Annotated in this window: 13 protein-coding genes; 5 read left to right on the top strand and 8 right to left on the bottom strand. The window is 37.0% G+C overall.

The features are described from left to right. Window positions 1–26 precede the first annotated feature (26 nt). The 4 genes from Q8S25_RS05325 to Q8S25_RS05310 are packed head-to-tail and all read right to left on the bottom strand — an operon-like array spanning window position 27 to window position 3,825. Window positions 27–500 carry a GAF domain-containing protein gene (locus tag Q8S25_RS05325; RefSeq protein WP_305535585.1) on the bottom strand — a complete coding sequence of 158 codons (474 nt, stop codon included), beginning with the start codon at window positions 498–500 and terminating at the stop codon, window positions 27–29. Between the two features lie 23 nt (window positions 501–523). Next, window positions 524–2,023, bottom strand: coding sequence for a lipopolysaccharide biosynthesis protein (locus Q8S25_RS05320; protein WP_305535583.1), 1,500 nt, complete (start codon window positions 2,021–2,023; stop codon window positions 524–526). A gap of 36 nt (window positions 2,024–2,059) precedes the next feature. After that, window positions 2,060–3,133, bottom strand: coding sequence for a cytochrome-c peroxidase (locus tag Q8S25_RS05315; protein ID WP_305535581.1), 1,074 nt, complete (start codon window positions 3,131–3,133; stop codon window positions 2,060–2,062). Beyond that, on the bottom strand, window positions 3,133–3,825 hold the full coding sequence (locus Q8S25_RS05310; protein WP_305535579.1) for an MbnP family protein: 693 nt from the start codon (window positions 3,823–3,825) through the stop codon (window positions 3,133–3,135). Before Q8S25_RS05310 ends, Q8S25_RS05315 begins: the two co-directional genes overlap by 1 nt. Before the next feature lie 80 nt (window positions 3,826–3,905). On the opposite strand from Q8S25_RS05310, the gene dtd reads away from it, so the two are divergent. Together dtd and Q8S25_RS05300 are read left to right on the top strand one after the other, a co-directional pair. Next, entirely contained in the window at window positions 3,906–4,358 is a 453-nt protein-coding gene (gene dtd, locus Q8S25_RS05305) for a D-aminoacyl-tRNA deacylase (RefSeq protein ID WP_305535577.1), read from the top strand. Further along, on the top strand, window positions 4,358–4,681 hold the full coding sequence (locus tag Q8S25_RS05300; protein WP_305535575.1) for a nucleotide pyrophosphohydrolase: 324 nt from the start codon (window positions 4,358–4,360) through the stop codon (window positions 4,679–4,681). The genes dtd and Q8S25_RS05300 overlap by 1 nt, the downstream gene beginning before the upstream one ends. A gap of 11 nt (window positions 4,682–4,692) precedes the next feature. On the opposite strand, the gene Q8S25_RS05295 is transcribed toward Q8S25_RS05300, so the two are convergent. After that, window positions 4,693–6,099 (bottom strand): aminopeptidase P family protein, encoded by a 1,407-nt coding sequence (locus Q8S25_RS05295; RefSeq protein WP_305535573.1) that lies wholly within the window; start codon window positions 6,097–6,099, stop codon window positions 4,693–4,695. Between the two features lie 96 nt (window positions 6,100–6,195). On the opposite strand from Q8S25_RS05295, the gene Q8S25_RS05290 reads away from it, so the two are divergent. Beyond that, window positions 6,196–7,662, top strand: a complete 1,467-nt coding sequence (locus tag Q8S25_RS05290; protein ID WP_305535571.1) for a glycine--tRNA ligase — start codon at window positions 6,196–6,198, stop codon at window positions 7,660–7,662. 19 nt (window positions 7,663–7,681) lie between these two features. Here the strand turns inward: Q8S25_RS05290 and Q8S25_RS05285 are convergent, their stop codons facing one another. After that, window positions 7,682–8,428 carry a ferredoxin--NADP reductase gene (locus tag Q8S25_RS05285; RefSeq protein ID WP_305535569.1) on the bottom strand — a complete coding sequence of 249 codons (747 nt, stop codon included), beginning with the start codon at window positions 8,426–8,428 and terminating at the stop codon, window positions 7,682–7,684. A gap of 86 nt (window positions 8,429–8,514) precedes the next feature. Then, the gene (locus Q8S25_RS05280; RefSeq protein WP_305535567.1) at window positions 8,515–12,324 is read right to left on the bottom strand and encodes a S8 family serine peptidase; all 3,810 of its coding nucleotides are present in this window, start codon (window positions 12,322–12,324) and stop codon (window positions 8,515–8,517) included. Window positions 12,325–12,406: 82 nt separating this feature from the next. On the opposite strand from Q8S25_RS05280, the gene Q8S25_RS05275 reads away from it, so the two are divergent. Continuing rightward, on the top strand, window positions 12,407–12,871 hold the full coding sequence (locus Q8S25_RS05275; RefSeq protein ID WP_305535565.1) for a carboxypeptidase-like regulatory domain-containing protein: 465 nt from the start codon (window positions 12,407–12,409) through the stop codon (window positions 12,869–12,871). A gap of 41 nt (window positions 12,872–12,912) precedes the next feature. Then, window positions 12,913–16,335 (top strand): transcription-repair coupling factor, encoded by a 3,423-nt coding sequence (gene mfd, locus Q8S25_RS05270; RefSeq protein ID WP_305535563.1) that lies wholly within the window; start codon window positions 12,913–12,915, stop codon window positions 16,333–16,335. Window positions 16,336–16,364: 29 nt separating this feature from the next. Here the strand turns inward: mfd and Q8S25_RS05265 are convergent, their stop codons facing one another. Continuing rightward, on the bottom strand, window positions 16,365–16,571 hold the full coding sequence (locus Q8S25_RS05265) for a hypothetical protein (RefSeq protein ID WP_295184856.1): 207 nt from the start codon (window positions 16,569–16,571) through the stop codon (window positions 16,365–16,367). Window positions 16,572–16,639: the final 68 nt, after the last annotated feature.

The following is a 16,639-nucleotide window of genomic DNA, read 5'->3' as shown; positions in this document are numbered from 1 at the left end:
ATTCTTAACCAATAATAAGCTGATTATTAATCATTTAACAATGCCACGATTTGTTCCAAATAAAGTTGGTCTGTTTCATTAAACTGGTTGTATTCGCTGCTGTCTACATCTAATACGCCCCATATTTGTCCTTCATTTATAAGGGGAACTACAATTTCAGATTTAGATAAACTACTGCATGCAATATGACCGGGAAATTTTTCTACATCGGGAACAATCAATGTTTTTTCTTGCGCCCAGCTTGTTCCACAAACACCCCTTCCTTTTTGAATTCTGGTACAAGCAACCGGACCCTGAAATGGTCCTAATACCAGTTCGTTTTGGTCTACTAAATAAAAGCCAACCCAAAACCAACCAAATTGTTCTTTTAATGCTGCAGCCATATTGGCTAGGTTGGCTACTAAATTATTTTCGCCCGTTAATAGCCCTTTAATTTGTGGAATCAGCGCTTGATACTGTTCTTCTTTAGAACCTTGAATGATGTGTAAATCTTCTGCCATACAGCAAAGATAATCATGTGCAATTAATTGGCTTTGCGTAAAAGTTTGGCCAATTCTTTTTGTTCAGCCCAAATTACCAACCAACTAAACAATCCTATACAAATGAATCCAATTATAATACCTAACCACAAATACGGGAAAAAATAGAGGATAGACTTTTGCAATCCATACATAACTAAAACAACGGTTAAGTAAGCACTTAGTTTTTTTGTAGCATATGGCACTGGGTAATGTTGCTGGCCCATATAGTAACTCACCAACATCATAAATAGATAGCATAAAAAAGTAGCCAGTGCCGCACCCAAATAATGTAAGGACGGAATAAGTAAAATATTTAATCCAATAGTAATTAATGCCCCTGCAACAGTAATCATTGCACCATAATTATTTTTATCGGTCAGTTTGTACCAGATGCTCAAATTATAATAAACCCCCAAGAAAATATTACCCAATGCCAAAAGGGGTACTACTTGTAATCCTTGAACCCAAAGCGGTTTATTGATGGCCATAAAAAACCAACCAAAAACTTCAATGAATAAGCTGATGAATAAAAACATAAAGCAACAAGCAATTACAAAAAATTTCATCACACGTGCGTAAACTTTTTGTGCATTTTCTTCTCCTTTTTGTTTAAAGAAAAAAGGTTCAGCGGCCATTCTAAACGCTTGAATCAAAATAGTAATCAACACAGCTAGTCTATATATATTTCCAAATATGCCCAATTCATGCTTGGCTTCTTCCACAGGTAAATTAACGGCGTGCTGGTAAATTAATCTACTCAACATATCGTTCACCATTCCACCCATTCCTACAATAATTAATGGGTAACTGTATTCCATTACTTTTTTAAAAAGCGGAACGCTAAACTGGCGACTAATTTTTTTAAACTCAGTAAAGAGTAATAAAAAAGTGAGTATACTACCTGCTAAATTGCCAATTAAATAATAGCCAATTCCAATATTATTGTTGGTGAAAATGGTTAGCCAAGTGCTTGGATTTTGTTGCACTTGATAAGGAATCCATCCTATAAACAGTAAGACAGTAACTAAGTTGACCAAAACGCTCGATAAACGAACCGCGGCATATTTTTTAGGCCTGTTTTCTTGCCTCAATTTTGCAAAAGCCAGCGTACTTAGGGTGTCGAAAAATAAAATCCCAATCATCCAATTAATAAATTCTGGATGTGCTTCTAAGTTGGCCCATTGCATGATTGATTTACTGAAAAACCATAAGAGACCCGTAAATAAAAAAGTGGAGCCGAGTAATGCAATAGATAAAGTGCTGTATAATTTATTCGGGTCTTCTTCTTTGCTAAATCTAAAATAGGCTGTTTCTAACCCATAAGTAAACAATACATTTAAGAAGGGGATGATAGCATAAATTTGGGTAAGATCAGCAGTAGTAGCAGGTTGTGCAAAAAACAATGGCAATGAAAGATTCATCAGGTAGCCCAAGAATCTACTGGTAATAGTGGGTACACCATACCATAATGTTTGATTTGCCAGTTTTTTTATCTCGCTCAAATTAATAATCTAGGTTTCAAAAATAAGGTATTGTAATCAGTTGTGTTGGTCTAATGGCGGATTGCTTTTAATGCCAATACTTGGCTCTGCAAAACGAGGATCTTTTAAAAATACCGAATCGGTAAGGGTTTGAAAAAATGCCCTTAGTTGACCAATCTCATAATTACTTAGAGGGAGTTTATTTTTTAATAAGGTATCGGTGGTTGGTCCAATTTGCATATTGTTTCTATAGTGTTCAAAAACATTCATGAGCGAAAAAAATCTTCCATCGTGTCCATAAGGGAAACTGACCATTACATTGCGTAAACTTGGCACTCGAAATTTTAAGGAATCGGCAGCCTCATTTGTGATGGTCATTCTTCCTAGGTCTTTTAAATAGGGTTCTAGGGGTATGCCTATATTTCTATAACTATAATCGGTAAACATTGGTTCTGTATGGCATTGTGCACATTTTGTTTTAAAAATAGCGTATCCTAATTTTTCTGGCAGAAGGAAACTGTCTTCTCCACGCATCACTCTGTCGTATTTGCTATTACTACTTACCATGGTTAATAAAAACTGGCTCAAAGCTTTCCCTAGTCTTTGGGTGTTAATGGTTTCATCTCCAAATGCGGCTTTAAATAACTTAGGATATTGTTTGGTTTTCTTGAGTTTGGTCATCAGGTTTTCTAACTCTTCTCCCATTTCATTGTGCGCAGTAATGGGTGCCAAAGGTTGAAGGTCCAGGTGATTAATGCCACCATCCCACATAAACTCTTTTTGCCAGGCAAGGTTAAACAAAGCTGGAGCATTTCGAGTAGTTAAGGCATTTTCTATTCCATGACTCAAAGGATGGTCATAGCTATTGAAAGCACCAAATTGCTGGTGACAACTGCCACAAGAGATGGTGCCATCCTTACTTAATTGACCATCGTAAAATAATTGCTTCCCTAAAGCAATACCCGCTTCGGTAAGTGGGTTTTTATTAAAATCGTATACTGGTTTAGGCCATCCTTTTGGTACTATAAAAGGAACTCTTTTAGGAATTGATTGGTTTTTATTAATTCCAATAAATCCTGCACAAAGCGTAACTAGTACAACAATGAATAATATGGTTCTTTTTATTTGCATTAATTATTGGAATGTATGCTAAACATGCTTGCATAGTTATCGGCCAATTGCATGGCTAATTTGCCGGCATTGTGACAATTGGGGAAAGTGCTAATTTGAATGTTATGCTTTCCACTAAACCAATTTGCTAAATTGGTTTTGATGGTAATTGATTTATTTTTTTCTGCTGGAATAGGAAGTTCCAATACAATTGTTCTGACCGAGTTATACGGCGATTGAAATCCCCCCACTTCATAACTAAAACGGTTGCCCGCGGTTTTGGCTTGCGGAGAAACACCGTGCATTTTAGCCATAATATACCCGGTACGCCAAGTCCAAAACATACCTATTGCAGGGTCTAAAATACCTGTTTGTATACCTGTTGTATTTAAGATACTATCTACCCCAATATCGAACATAATTTTTTTAGCATTGGCCCCTTTAATAAAGGGCAATATCATGGAAGCCTCTTTTTCAATATTTATTAAGAAGTGTTCCTTAGATAGAGGAATGGTATCGTTGGTTGCTGTAATCAATTTCCATTTTGTGGTATAAAACATAAAACGATGAATCTGTATTGTTTCACCAGCTTTGTTTTGATAGCTGCTGTCTTTGTGAAAGACCTGGTTGTTAAACATCATTTTAAATTGAACAGTTGATTGGCAAATGGCAATATTAGTTAAGCCCAGCAGCGCTATTAAAAGAAACGCCATTTTCCATTTTTGCTGCATGAGTTAATTTGTTTAATGAATGTTTATCTTAGTTGGCTCAAATTTCGGATAAATATCATTGCATGCGAGTAGTAATTCAAAGAGTTTCGGAAGCTTCTGTTACCATTGACCATCTAGTACATGGTCAAATAAAGAGGGGGTTATTGGTTTTAGTAGGAATTGAAGATGCCGACACAGCAGAAGATATTCAGTGGTTAAGTAACAAAATTGTGAACCTGCGCATTTTTGACGATGCGAATGGAGTGATGAATTGTTCTATTAAAGACATCAATGGAGAGTTACTTGTTGTTAGTCAATTTACCTTGCATGCTAGTACAAAAAAGGGGAATCGTCCATCTTATATAAAAGCGTCTAAACCCGATATAGCTATACCGCTCTATGAAAATTTCAAAAGCGTATTAGCAGCAGAGTTGGGTAAGCCCATACAAACAGGCGTTTTTGGGGCCGATATGAAAGTGGCTTTATTAAACGATGGACCAGTTACTATTTTAATTGATTCAAAAAACAAAGAATAATGACCATTCAAGATGCACAAACACAAGTAGATCAGTGGATCAAAACAATTGGTGTTCGTTATTTTAACGAGTTAACCAATTTGGGAATTTTAATGGAAGAAGTAGGAGAGCTCAGTAGAATAATGGTTCGTAAATACGGAGAGCAATCATTTAAAGGGGAGGAAAAGGATCAGGCTTTAGCCGATGAAATGGCCGATGTGCTTTGGGTCTTAATATGTTTAGCCAACCAAACTGGGGTTAATCTTACGGAAGCTTTGCAAAAAAACATAGAGAAGAAAACCCTACGCGACAAAGACAGACATAAGAATAACCCCAAGTTATAGTGGCTATTTGATTAGTTGAAAATCGTTTTGGCTTTTGCTAATTTTTCTATTTCTGTAACCGTTCTAGGAGATCCAGCAGATAAATTGCGATTACCCTCTTTGGTAATTAAAATATCGTCTTCAATTCTAACTCCAATACTCCACCATTTAGGATCACATTTGCTGCCTGGTGGAATATAAATGCCAGGTTCAACGGTTAAATACATGCCAGGCTCAAATGGTTGATTTCCTCTGATACCTAAATCGTGTACATCTAAACCCAAATGGTGAGAAGTTCCGTGTGGGAAATACTTTCTAGCTTCTGCATCATTGGCTGCAATTCCTAATGCAATCAGTCCTCTGTTAATCACCCTTCTTGCAGTAGCATCGGAACCACTGTATGGCATACCTGGTTTGCAAACAGCAATTGCAGAATCTTGTGCTGCCAAAACCAACTCATAAATAATTTTCTGTTCTGGCGAAAACTTTCCATTCACAGGAACAGTTCTAGTAACATCGGCTGTATAGCCATGGTATTCTGCTGCACAATCACTCAATAATAAATCTCCATTTTTCATGAGTTTTAAATTCGTTACATAATGCAATACACATGCGTTTTCGGCTGCACCGTTAATACTGGGATAGCCTGGATATTCTGATCCGTTTTTCTTAAAAGAATATTCCATAATGGCTTGAGCTTGGTATTCGGTCATGCCAGGCTTCACTGCTTTCATTACTTCATTGTGTCCTTCTACACTAATGGCAGCTGCTTTTTCTAGTATGGCAATTTCTTCGGGCTGTTTAATTCCTCTTAAGGCAGTTAAAATTTGTGCAGTTGTTCTAGCTGCAATTGGTTTCTTGTATTGTTTTATCAGGCTATCTACTACGCCTGCCATTCTACTTAATTCGTCTCTGCTTCTAGCATAGGTTTGAAAAATATCTTCAGACCTAAATGCAGTTAATACCGAATCATAGTCGTTAATATTAAAAGTATTTGCTGTAAAGTCTCTGTTTAAAAAAACATTACTGAATTTGTATCTACTGGTTACCCCTTCAATACCTAAAATTTTACCATTCCACATTTCACGTTGTGGATCCCTGTTTTGAACAAAAATGAATTCCGTTCCTGTTTTACCCATGATGGTAGTAGGCTCTTTAAAGAGTAATAAGAGCGAATTGGGTTCTTCTAGGCCAGTGAAATAGTAGAAATTTTTGCTTTGGGCATATTGGTAGTCTACGTCGTTGTTTCTTAATCTTACTTGACTCGCAAAGAAAATTCCTACCGATTTAGCGGGCATTTTTTCTTTAAATGCAGCCCTTCTTCCAGCATGGAATTCAGGACTTAGGTAGTCGTTGGGGTATTCAGTGGTTTGAATATTGGTTTGCTGAGCAGAAGCCAAATGGGGCAGAACCAGCAATAAAAGCCATAATTTTTTCATGCTATTCGGTTGAATTTTGAATCTCTAAGCTAATTTTTTTAATCAACATTGCCCATTTTACTGGATAAACGGGTAATCACCTATTTTTGCCGCCGTATGAGCACAGCAACAGAAAATACCTTTCAAGCAATTATTTCGCATGCCAAAGAATATGGCTTTGTTTTTCAGAGTAGTGAAATTTACGATGGCTTAAGTGCCGTTTATGATTATGGCCCTTATGGAAGTGAATTAAAAAAGAATATCAAAGATTATTGGTGGAAAAGTATGACGCAAATGCACCAGAATATTGTGGGCATAGATGCAGCCATATTTATGCACCCAACAACTTGGAAAGCAAGTGGTCACGTAGATAATTTTAGTGACCCAATGATTGATAATAAAGACAGTCAGAAAAGATACCGAGTTGATCATTTAATTGAAGCAAAAGCAGATCAATTAACCGAAGCAGGAAAACTAGAGGAAGCCAATGCGTTAATTGCATCAATGGAACAATTATTGGCTGCTGAAGATTTTGTAGGATTAAAGCAACTACTCAGCGATAACCAAATCGTATGTTCGGTTAGCGGCACTGGAAATTGGACCGAGATTCGTCAGTTTAATTTAATGTTCTCTACACAATTGGGTTCTGTTGCAGAAGATTCCGATACCATTTATTTAAGACCAGAAACGGCGCAGGGTATTTTTGTGAATTTCTTGAACGTGCAAAAAACGGCTCGAATGAAAATTCCTTTTGGAATAGCACAAACCGGAAAAGCATTTAGAAATGAAATTGTAGCCCGTCAGTTTATATTCCGCATGCGTGAATTTGAGCAAATGGAAATGCAATTTTTTGTGAGACCTGGTACTCAAATGGAATGGTATAATTATTGGAAAGAAGAACGCTTGAATTGGCACTTGAGTTTAGGGTTGCCTGCAGAAAAATACCGTTACCACAATCACGTTAAATTAGCCCACTATGCAGATGCTGCTTTAGATATTGAATATGAGTTCCCGTTTGGTTTTAAAGAAGTAGAAGGTATTCATAGCAGAACAGATTTCGATTTAAAAAGCCACCAAGAATACAGTAAGAAAAAGCAGCAATATTTTGACAATGATATTGATGAGGCCACAGGTAAACCATTTGGGAATTACATTCCATATGTGGTAGAAACTTCTATTGGCTTAGATAGAATGTTCTTGTTAATATTAAGTAATGCCTATACAGAAGAAACCATCAGTAAAGAAGATGGATCAACTGATAGTAGGGTGGTATTAAAAATCCCCGCTAAAATTGCACCCAATAAATTAGCCATTTTGCCACTCGTGAAAAAAGATGGATTACCTGAAATTGCGCGCGAGTTGATGGATGAATGCAAGGGCTCTTTTAAATGTTTCTACGAAGAAAAAGATGCAATTGGCAAAAGATATCGCAGACAAGATGCTATTGGTACCCCATTCTGTGTAACCATAGACCATCAAACCAAGGAGGATCAAATGGTTACGATCCGTTACAGAGACAGTATGTTACAAGAACGAATCCCAATTAGCAACGTCAGGAAATTGGTGCTTTCACATATTAATTAGATTGGTTGGGTATGATGAATTAGCCGTACAATTCTAAATGAATGGCATGTTTATCATACCCAAGTTTTAATAGCTTTTGCTTAGCATCATCTACCATATTCTTCCATCCACATAAATAAAAATAAGCAGAAGGAATACTGCCATTCATTCCTTTATGCGTCTCTATTAGTTTGGTATAGCAAGCATGAACGTATCCAGAATATTGTGCAGGGCCAACCACCAGTTCTCTTGAAAAACAGGGGTGGTGATAAAAGCCAGGCAATACTTTTTCTAACTGCTTTAATTCTTGCTCGTATAAGCTGTCTTTAAATTCTCTACAGCCAAAAATTAAGTGAATATTCTTATGGGGTATTTGTTTCTGGTGAATAAAGTGTGCCATTGATCTAAATGGGGCAATGCCCGTACCTGTGCATATCAAATACAAATCTTTGTCTAATGTTTCGGGCATAGTAAATTTTCCCTGTGGCCCTCGAACAATTAATTCTGAACCCACTTTTACATCATTAAATAAATGTGGGGTGCCTAATCCATCTTCCATTAAAACAATCACTAACTCAAAAACATTGGTGCCATCTGGCGCAGATGCGATGGAATAAGACCTCCATCTTTTGTTTCTTTGTTCATGTATGGGCAAATCAAAAGTCACAAATTGACCTGGCTCAAAATCAAATTGAGTTAATTCAGGAATTTGAATCCAAAATCTACGGGTGCTATGGGTAATGTCTTCGGTTTTAATTACCACGCATTTTAACCAAGGTTGAAGCATAGCATTGTTTTACACAAAGTACCGAATTAACCATAAATAACAATGCCCCTGTTTAAAACAGAGGCACGTTATTTATCAATTACTATTTACCGTTGAATAAGAATTTTTTGTAAATAGGTTTTTTTATCGTGTTGAATTTTAAGCAAATAAAACTCGCTACTGAATTGTTTTAAATTCAACTGCTTGCTGTATTTGCCCAAGAATCCAGATTGGGTATTTAAAAACACACGCTGACCAGATGCATTCAAAATCTCAATAGACAAATCGCTTCGTTTTGTCACTTCAAAAGACAATTGGAAAATACCATTGTTTGGATTAGGTGAAACCGACAACTTAATTTCTTGTGGGTCAACCGTATTAATGGCAGTAACAGTATAATTTACATTGGCAGAAGTTTTGGTGCAACCCAGTCCATCAATTACAATTACTTTATAATTTCCCGAACGGGTAGGTTTAATTGAAGAGCCAATGGCTCCAGCTACGGAAGCTGTATCGTTGTATACCCATTGGAAAATACCTGTTTTAAGATTTGATACCAAAGAATCTCCTACTTGCGAAAGTGTTAAAGCAGTATTAGGTGCTGCTACAATAGGAACACGATTGCTTGCACAACCAGTTGAAATTTTGGTATCATAAAAGAAATACCAGAATTGATTTTCGTCTTGTCCGGCTTGAGGTGCCAATGAAACACTGTTTCCAGTAAAGCTCATTACGCCGTTAATTCCAAAAGGATAAATAGTACCAGTGATGCCGTTGTTTCTATACACATTGGCATCTTCTGTACATTCTACAATCATAATCTTGTCTCCATTTCCTGGAATGTCCAAATCTAAATTGTAAACAAAGCCAGAATCGGTTGGATTATTTTCAGATAATGAACCAGCTGTTGCAGTTGGCCTAGAATTGAAAACAGTATATGTTTTACTCAAGAGTGGTCTATAGGAGTAGCTGCCTGCAGTACTACCTGCAGTTAGGTTGTCGCCTACTGTAATTTTAATTTTTCCTGGATTTGCAGTATACATTCTTACAGACTCTAACTTAAATGGAGTAGTATGATTAAACTTCATGTAGTTGCCAGCAAAAGCATTGTATCCACCACTTGTGAATGTAAGTTTAGATGCAGCACCAACTGTACCTCTTGCTTCTCTAGCTACATAATAGGTTCTATCTGCAGGCAAATTACTTGTTGTAACTGAACTGCCTGTTGCAAATGGAGTAGTAGTAGTGGCATCGGAATACCAAAAATAATTAGCTGTTCCGGGGTTGGTTACTTTTAGAATAGCGGTATTGTCACAAATCACACCTTGTGCTACAGGCACATCGGGTCTTGCAGCAATTGGTACAGCAACTTCAATAATATTATTGGTGCTATTTTGGTCAGATGCTAATTTACTTTCTGCATTAATGGTGTAATTGATTCCCGCCTGAGCATCAAATGGAGTTTGAATGGTGTATTCAACTTCAGATAAGGAAGCAATTGTTCCAGTATAAGTGGCATTTAGTGTAGCAACAGTATTTGTACCATTTTTGATGGTTACCGTAACAGGTACATTCGATTGAGGGTTTGAACCATTATTGGCAATAGCGATAGTTACGTATTGTTTACTATTGTCGCAACTACCTGCTGCAGGTGAAATAATATTACTAACTGAAACATCATTCGAAGGGGTCTGAATTTTCAACAAATAGTCTTGGGTTTCACCTCTTGCATAAGTTCCAGTTGGAACAATATCCGATGCAGTAGATGTTTCCTGCGTTATTACCCTCATTTTATGAATGGTACCAATGGTTACATTATCTGGAATGGTGATACTGCCGGTGAAATCGCTGCTGGCTCCGCTTTGAACAGAACTTACTAATGCTTGCTCATTGGGGTCGGCAAAGTCTCCATCATTATTGTAATCAATGTATACTTTAATAATTCTTGGGTTAACAGTTGCATCGCATGCTGCTGTTCTAATAAATATGGGAAGTACTTGTCTTGCCTGAATATTACCAGTAAGGCGAGTATTGTCTGTAAAGGTTTTACAACCGGTTGAATTTTTAAATCGAATATTAGTGAAAGATAAACTATCCACTTTTGCGCCACCTGTTAAAGAAGCAGAGTTGGAGTAACCAACGCCACCAGTTCCGCTTACAATTAGTGAATAAGCTTGTGAGCCCCTTACCAAACTACCTTTATTGGTAATGGTAATGGTATAGGTTTCTCCAGGGATAGTGCTGTCTACATCTACTCTTTCCACATTATCTATGCTATTGTCAGTTTTACTTGCTGCAGATGATGGGCTTGATACATCTAGTGCCCATGGCAAAAATGTTTGTGTTGTACCGCGGGTAATTTTAATATCGAGATCGTGTACTAGTTTTTTGGTTCTGTCATTTAAATTAGTTGCCGCATCTGTGTTAATGGATGCTGGAGGATCGGTCCAAGTGATGGTTGCAGACAAAGGCACTTTACCTGAAGCTACTACTGTTTTAGTAAAAGTTTGGCCAGAGGTTAAAGTGTTTTCATATACCAAATGTTCACTGCTATTTGAGTTATTACTAGGTATTGCACTAGTTAATACTGCAGCTGCCCTTTGCATATTCATTAAGCCCCATCCAAAAGTATAATCAGGTCCAGGGGTATTTCCAGCTTCATCTGCTGTATGAATTGCCAAGCCCTTTAGTGTAGCAGCACGCATAAAAGAACCAGGTTTCAGTTTAGTATAGTGTTCTTGTAACAACAGTAAGGAACCCGCTGCGTTTGGACCTGCCATAGATGTTCCACTTTTTGTACTATAACTGGTATTGCCATTGGTGCTGGCCGAAGTAACATTTACTCCATTCGCAACCAAATCAGGCTTAATTCGTCCATCATCTGTTGGTCCCCATCCGCTAAAAGCACTCATCACTACATCTGCAGGTTTGTTATAGCCGCCAGGTATACCATTGACAGCACCAATAGTTAAATTGTTTTTTGCAATTCCATATCCCAAAATAATATCAAATCCATCATTGCTGTTAATTCCTGCTGGTCTATTACCGGCAGCAACCATAGTGCCCTGTGCATTTCTTCTAAAAAATGGTTGACCAATTTCTGGTCCATTATTGTTTCTATCGTTTCCTGCAACAGACACTTTTAAATAAAATGGTGCATTAAAAGCAATAGAATCAACTCTTTGTGCATCTGTTCCATAATACCCGTATCGGTAGTCTTCATTTTCATCGGGACGACCATAAAACTCCCATCTACTTTGAGCAGTATTGTAATTCCAGCCCGCAATAAAGCCATAAGAGTGATTGGATATGAGCAAACCTGCAGCAGCTTCTGCGGTCATTTCAGAAATATCACTGTTGTGGTCATAAGAAATTAAATTAGGAATCCCGTACGCCATACCTTTTGCAATTGGATTGATTCCAGCCGCTACCATGGTGCCTGCTACGTGTGTGGCGTGGTCGTTTCCACTACTTCCGGTAGGCATGTCTTTCTGCACTAGCCTTCCAGTAAACTCTACGTGGCTGGCTAATGGAGCACCATCAAATTCCCATACGCCCAACTTGTTTCGCATGGCTGCGGTACTTCCAGTTAAGTTTAAGCCACTGGCCCCTCCTGGCCATAATTGACTGGCTTTGGTAGTAGCTGCAGCAATTGTATTATTGAATGATTTTGTATATACAGGAAAACCAAAATCGTCTACTCCAGTAAGTTTGGCAATTCCACCTTCAAAATTGATGCTTAGATCCCATTTATTGGTTTTAGCCAAAGACAGTGCTTTTGCATAATTCAATTCTTGCTCTAATCTCAACTTTTGAGAAGAGAGCTTAAGCACTTTTTCATTGGTTGCAATTTGAGCCAATGAACTGGTTGCAATAGTTGCCGATAGTAAAATAAATATCCCCAGGCGTTTAATCATAAATGATGTTTTTTCAGCTTTGTTAGGCCGTTCTTATTTTATTATGCTCTAAATTAGATACTTTCAGGGTTCAAATTGTAGTATGCGTTTTTTTCTTTTTTTATTCGTTGCAATTTTTTTGCCTTTTTTGGGATGTAAACCTCCACAAAAGAAAAAAGTTGACCCAATAATTCAGGGTGTAAAAGGCTTGGTTACAGCGCTTACGGGCAATCAAATGCCAAGAATTGGGGCACCACCCTCTGTTCCTCAACCTTATCCAACTACGGTGTTTTTTTATGAGCCAACCGATATAACAAGGACCCATCAATGGAATCAGGGTCCGTTATTCACGAATATTTATACCAAATTAATTGCAACGGTTAATACAGACAGTACGGGGGCATTTATAGCAAAACTGCCTGTTGGAACTTATTCTGTATTTGTTCAAGCAGGTCAACAATTCTACGCCAATAGTTTCGACATCAGAAATAATATCAATTTGGTTACAGTAGATAAGGGCAAATTGACAGAAATGAATATTGAAGTAAATTATACGAGTACCAATTAGGCTTCCCTTATCTTTGCATCCCTTTTTTAAGGTATGTGTATATGAATTTGCAGCACTTAATGGATCAATACCTGCAATCACCCCTGGTTCAAACTTTGGTGAATAGGCAAACCTATGCAGATGCACAAAAAACCTATCTCAAAAATTTACAAGGAAGCAGTGCAGAGTTTATTGTAAGCACGGTCTTTATGCATCCTGATGCACAGGGCATGAATCACCTTGTCATTTTAAATGACGCGGAAGAAGCGGCTTATTTTCACAATACCATCGAAAATTTAACCAGTGCATTAGACTTATTTTATTTTCCTGCAAGTTTTAAGAATAGAAAGAATTTTAGGCTACTGAATAGTTCGCATGTGATGTTGAGAACCGAAGCCCTTACCAAATTATCTCGCGGCGGAAACAAAAAAATTATAGTCACTTATCCAGAAGCCATTTTTGAAAAAGTAATACAGCCTGAAACAATCAGTAGTAATATTATTACCATCAAAACGAATGATACTATTAATCCAGAGAGTTTGATGGATTTGTTTGTAATGTACGGTTTTGAGCGCACTGATTTTGTTTACGAGCCTGGTCAGTTTGCATTGAGAGGTGGAATATTAGATATTTATTCTTTTGGAAATGAGAAACCATACAGAGTAGAATTGTTTGGTAATGAAGTAGACAGTATTCGAATTTTTGATCCTGAAACGCAATTAAGTGAAAGGAAATTACTGCAGGTAAATATTATCCCTAATGTAGATACATTGCCTGAAACAGTTGGTTCCGATTCAGTTCAAAAAATATCTCTTTTAGAATTCGTTCCTGAGAACACCATTGTTTGGCTAAGAGACTGGGATGTAATTGAAGAAAAAATAAGGGTTCAAGAAGAAGATTTTGAAGGGTATTTGTTATTACAGGAACAAGGCTACTTTGCTAAGCAGCAAGAAGAAGAAGACCACCTTATACTTAAAGAAGTTCATTGGACCGACTTTATTAAAGGCAGTGAAATAAAAGCCATTTTAGAAAAAAAGCGATTAATTGAATTTGGATATAAACCTCATTTTGCTCAATTTGAGCTGGAGTTTTTGGTAAAGCCTCAACCTGCATTTAATCGCCAATTTGATTTGCTAATTAAAGACCTAAAAGCACTAGAAGGTGCTCAATACAGTATTTATATTTTTGCTGAACAGGTAAAACAATTGGAAAGACTCAATACCATTTTTACCGATTTAAACACCGAAATTCAGTTCACTCCAATTGGAACAAGTATTCACGAAGGTTTTATAGATCATCAATTAAAGTTGGTTTGTTATACCGATCACCAAATATTTCAACGATACCACAAGTACAAGGTTAAACAAGCATATAATAAAAACAAAGCCCTCACTTTAAAAACTTTGCGTGATTTACAACCAGGTGATTATGTAACCCATATTGATCATGGTGTAGGAACCTATAGTGGTTTACAAAAACTAGAAGTGAACGGGAAAATTCAAGAAGCGGTAAGAATCATTTATAAGGACAGCGATATTTTATATGTAAATATTAATTCGCTGCACAAGATTTCTAAATACACTGGTAAAGAAGGGACTGTTCCAAAAGTAAATAAATTGGGAAGTGATGTTTGGAATAGGTTAAAAGAAAAAACAAAAGCCAAAGTAAAAGAAATTGCTTTTGATTTAATTAAGCTTTATGCGCAAAGAAAGGCCCAGAAAGGGTTTGCGCATGCGCCAGATAATTATATGCAAACCGAGTTAGAAGCTTCTTTTATTTACGAAGACACTCCCGATCAAAGTAAAGCAACTGCAGATGTAAAAAGAGATATGGAGCAAGAAGCGCCAATGGATAGATTGGTTTGTGGTGATGTAGGGTTTGGAAAAACTGAAATTGCTATTAGAGCAGCTTTTAAATCGGTAGTAGATGGAAAGCAGGCTGCCGTTTTAGTGCCTACTACCATTTTGGCTTTTCAGCATTATAAAACATTCAAGGATCGATTAAAGGATTTTCCTGTTACGGTAGATTATATCAATCGATTTAAATCTGCTAAAGAAAAAAAGGAAACCTTGCAAAGAGTAAAAGAAGGCAAAGTAGATATTATTGTAGGTACCCATGGATTGCTTGGAAAGGAAGTGGCATTTAAAGATTTGGGCATCATGATTATTGATGAAGAGCAAAAATTTGGTGTAGGCCACAAGGAAAAATTGAAGACCTTGAAAACAAATGTAGATTGCCTTACATTAACTGCTACACCCATTCCAAGAACCTTACAGTTTAGTTTAATGGGAGCGAGAGACTTGAGTATCATTAATACACCTCCCCCCAATAGACAACCTATACAAACAGAAGTTCAGGTATTTAACCAAGACTTTATAAGAGATACCATTTATTTTGAAACAGAAAGAGGTGGGCAGGTATTCTTTATTCATAATCGGGTGCATGGATTAGCAGAAATGAGTGCACTTATTCAAGGTCTTTGCCCCGATTTAAGTATTGGGTTTGCCCATGGTCAATTGGAAGGCCACGAATTAGAAGAACGAATATTCGACTTTATTGAGCGCAAATACGATGTATTGGTTTGTACCAATATTGTGGAAAGCGGGGTAGACATTCCTAATGTAAATACTATTATTGTTAATAATGCCCATCAGTTTGGCTTAAGTGATTTACATCAATTAAGGGGCAGGGTAGGCAGAAGCAATAAAAAAGCTTTTTGTTATTTATTAGCTCCGCCTATGAGTACTTTGCCAGTTGATTCTAGAAAACGATTACAAACTTTAGAACAGTTTAGCGATTTAGGAAGCGGCTTCCAAATTGCAATGCGAGACCTCGATATTAGAGGCGCGGGTAATATGTTAGGCGGAGAGCAAAGTGGATTCATGGCCGAGATTGGTTTTGAAATGTACCAGAAAATTTTAGAAGAAGCCATTAGAGAATTAAAGCGCACTTCTTTTAAAGACCTTTTTAAAGAAGAGATTAGTAAGCAAGATGATTTTGTAAGTGATTGCACTATTGATACCGATTTAGAAATTTTGATTCCAGATAATTATGTGGAAAGCATCACCGAAAGGCTTTCGTTGTATACTCGTTTAGACAGTTGTGAAGACGAAGCCGAGTTGCAATTGTTTCATGCAGAAATGTTAGATCGTTTTGGCCCAATGCCTGCTTCAGTGGAAGATTTATTCACTACAGTTAGATGCCGTAAATTGGCTGTAGACTTGGGCTTTGAAAAAATGACTTTAAAAGAAGACACCCTTCGTTGTTATTTTATTAATAGACCCGATTCGCCTTATTTTGAATCTGAATTGTTTAAGGAAGTTTTGGCTTATTTGCAAACAGGTACCAATAAAGGAAGATTAAAACAAACAGGTAAAATGTTCTTAATGGTGGTAGAGCCAATAAAGGGCATGGAGGAAATGCATTTGTTTTTACAGCGAATGCAGCAAACGGTAATGGATAAGTATAAAAAAACCCCGAACTAGTCGGGGCTTTCTAAAAAAATCAGGTTGAACTAGAATCCTTTTTTAGCAACGCCATCAGCAATTGCTTGTAAAGCTTTTGCTTCACTTAAGATAGCAGCCATTTTATTTCCTTTGCCATCATGACCACCGGCCATGTAACCACCTTTCGCAGTTCTTGTTACTACTGCATCTTGCATTGGAACATTTTTTTCCTTTGTTTTAAGGCAGTATGCTTTAATCATTTTTGAAGTGTCCATTGTTTGTTGAATTTAATTTTTTAGTAATAGGGTACCGGGTTAGTAATACAAGTTAATGTTTTTTTCTA

Origin of the sequence: Sediminibacterium sp. (genome assembly GCF_030695065.1) — a bacterium.
Taxonomy (GTDB): Bacteria; Bacteroidota; Bacteroidia; order Chitinophagales; family Chitinophagaceae; genus Sediminibacterium.
Note: the sequence above shows the minus strand (reverse complement) of the source record. Positions and strands in the feature narration are given on the sequence as shown.

What these genes read in the sequence shown, in the direction of transcription:
- Q8S25_RS05275 (WP_305535565.1), top strand. Translation starts at nt 12,407, where the DNA reads ATGCGTTTTTTTCTTTTTTTATTCGTTGCAATTTTTTTGCCTTTTTTG.
- dtd (WP_305535577.1), top strand. Translation starts at nt 3,906, where the DNA reads ATGCGAGTAGTAATTCAAAGAGTTTCGGAAGCTTCTGTTACCATTGAC.
- Q8S25_RS05290 (WP_305535571.1), top strand. Translation starts at nt 6,196, where the DNA reads ATGAGCACAGCAACAGAAAATACCTTTCAAGCAATTATTTCGCATGCC.
- Q8S25_RS05315 (WP_305535581.1), bottom strand. Translation starts at nt 3,133, where the DNA reads ATGCAAATAAAAAGAACCATATTATTCATTGTTGTACTAGTTACGCTT.
- mfd (WP_305535563.1), top strand. Translation starts at nt 12,913, where the DNA reads ATGAATTTGCAGCACTTAATGGATCAATACCTGCAATCACCCCTGGTT.
- Q8S25_RS05325 (WP_305535585.1), bottom strand. Translation starts at nt 500, where the DNA reads ATGGCAGAAGATTTACACATCATTCAAGGTTCTAAAGAAGAACAGTAT.
- Q8S25_RS05310 (WP_305535579.1), bottom strand. Translation starts at nt 3,825, where the DNA reads ATGGCGTTTCTTTTAATAGCGCTGCTGGGCTTAACTAATATTGCCATT.
- Q8S25_RS05280 (WP_305535567.1), bottom strand. Translation starts at nt 12,324, where the DNA reads ATGATTAAACGCCTGGGGATATTTATTTTACTATCGGCAACTATTGCA.
- Q8S25_RS05300 (WP_305535575.1), top strand. Translation starts at nt 4,358, where the DNA reads ATGACCATTCAAGATGCACAAACACAAGTAGATCAGTGGATCAAAACA.
- Q8S25_RS05265 (WP_295184856.1), bottom strand. Translation starts at nt 16,571, where the DNA reads ATGGACACTTCAAAAATGATTAAAGCATACTGCCTTAAAACAAAGGAA.
- Q8S25_RS05285 (WP_305535569.1), bottom strand. Translation starts at nt 8,428, where the DNA reads ATGCTTCAACCTTGGTTAAAATGCGTGGTAATTAAAACCGAAGACATT.
- Q8S25_RS05295 (WP_305535573.1), bottom strand. Translation starts at nt 6,099, where the DNA reads ATGAAAAAATTATGGCTTTTATTGCTGGTTCTGCCCCATTTGGCTTCT.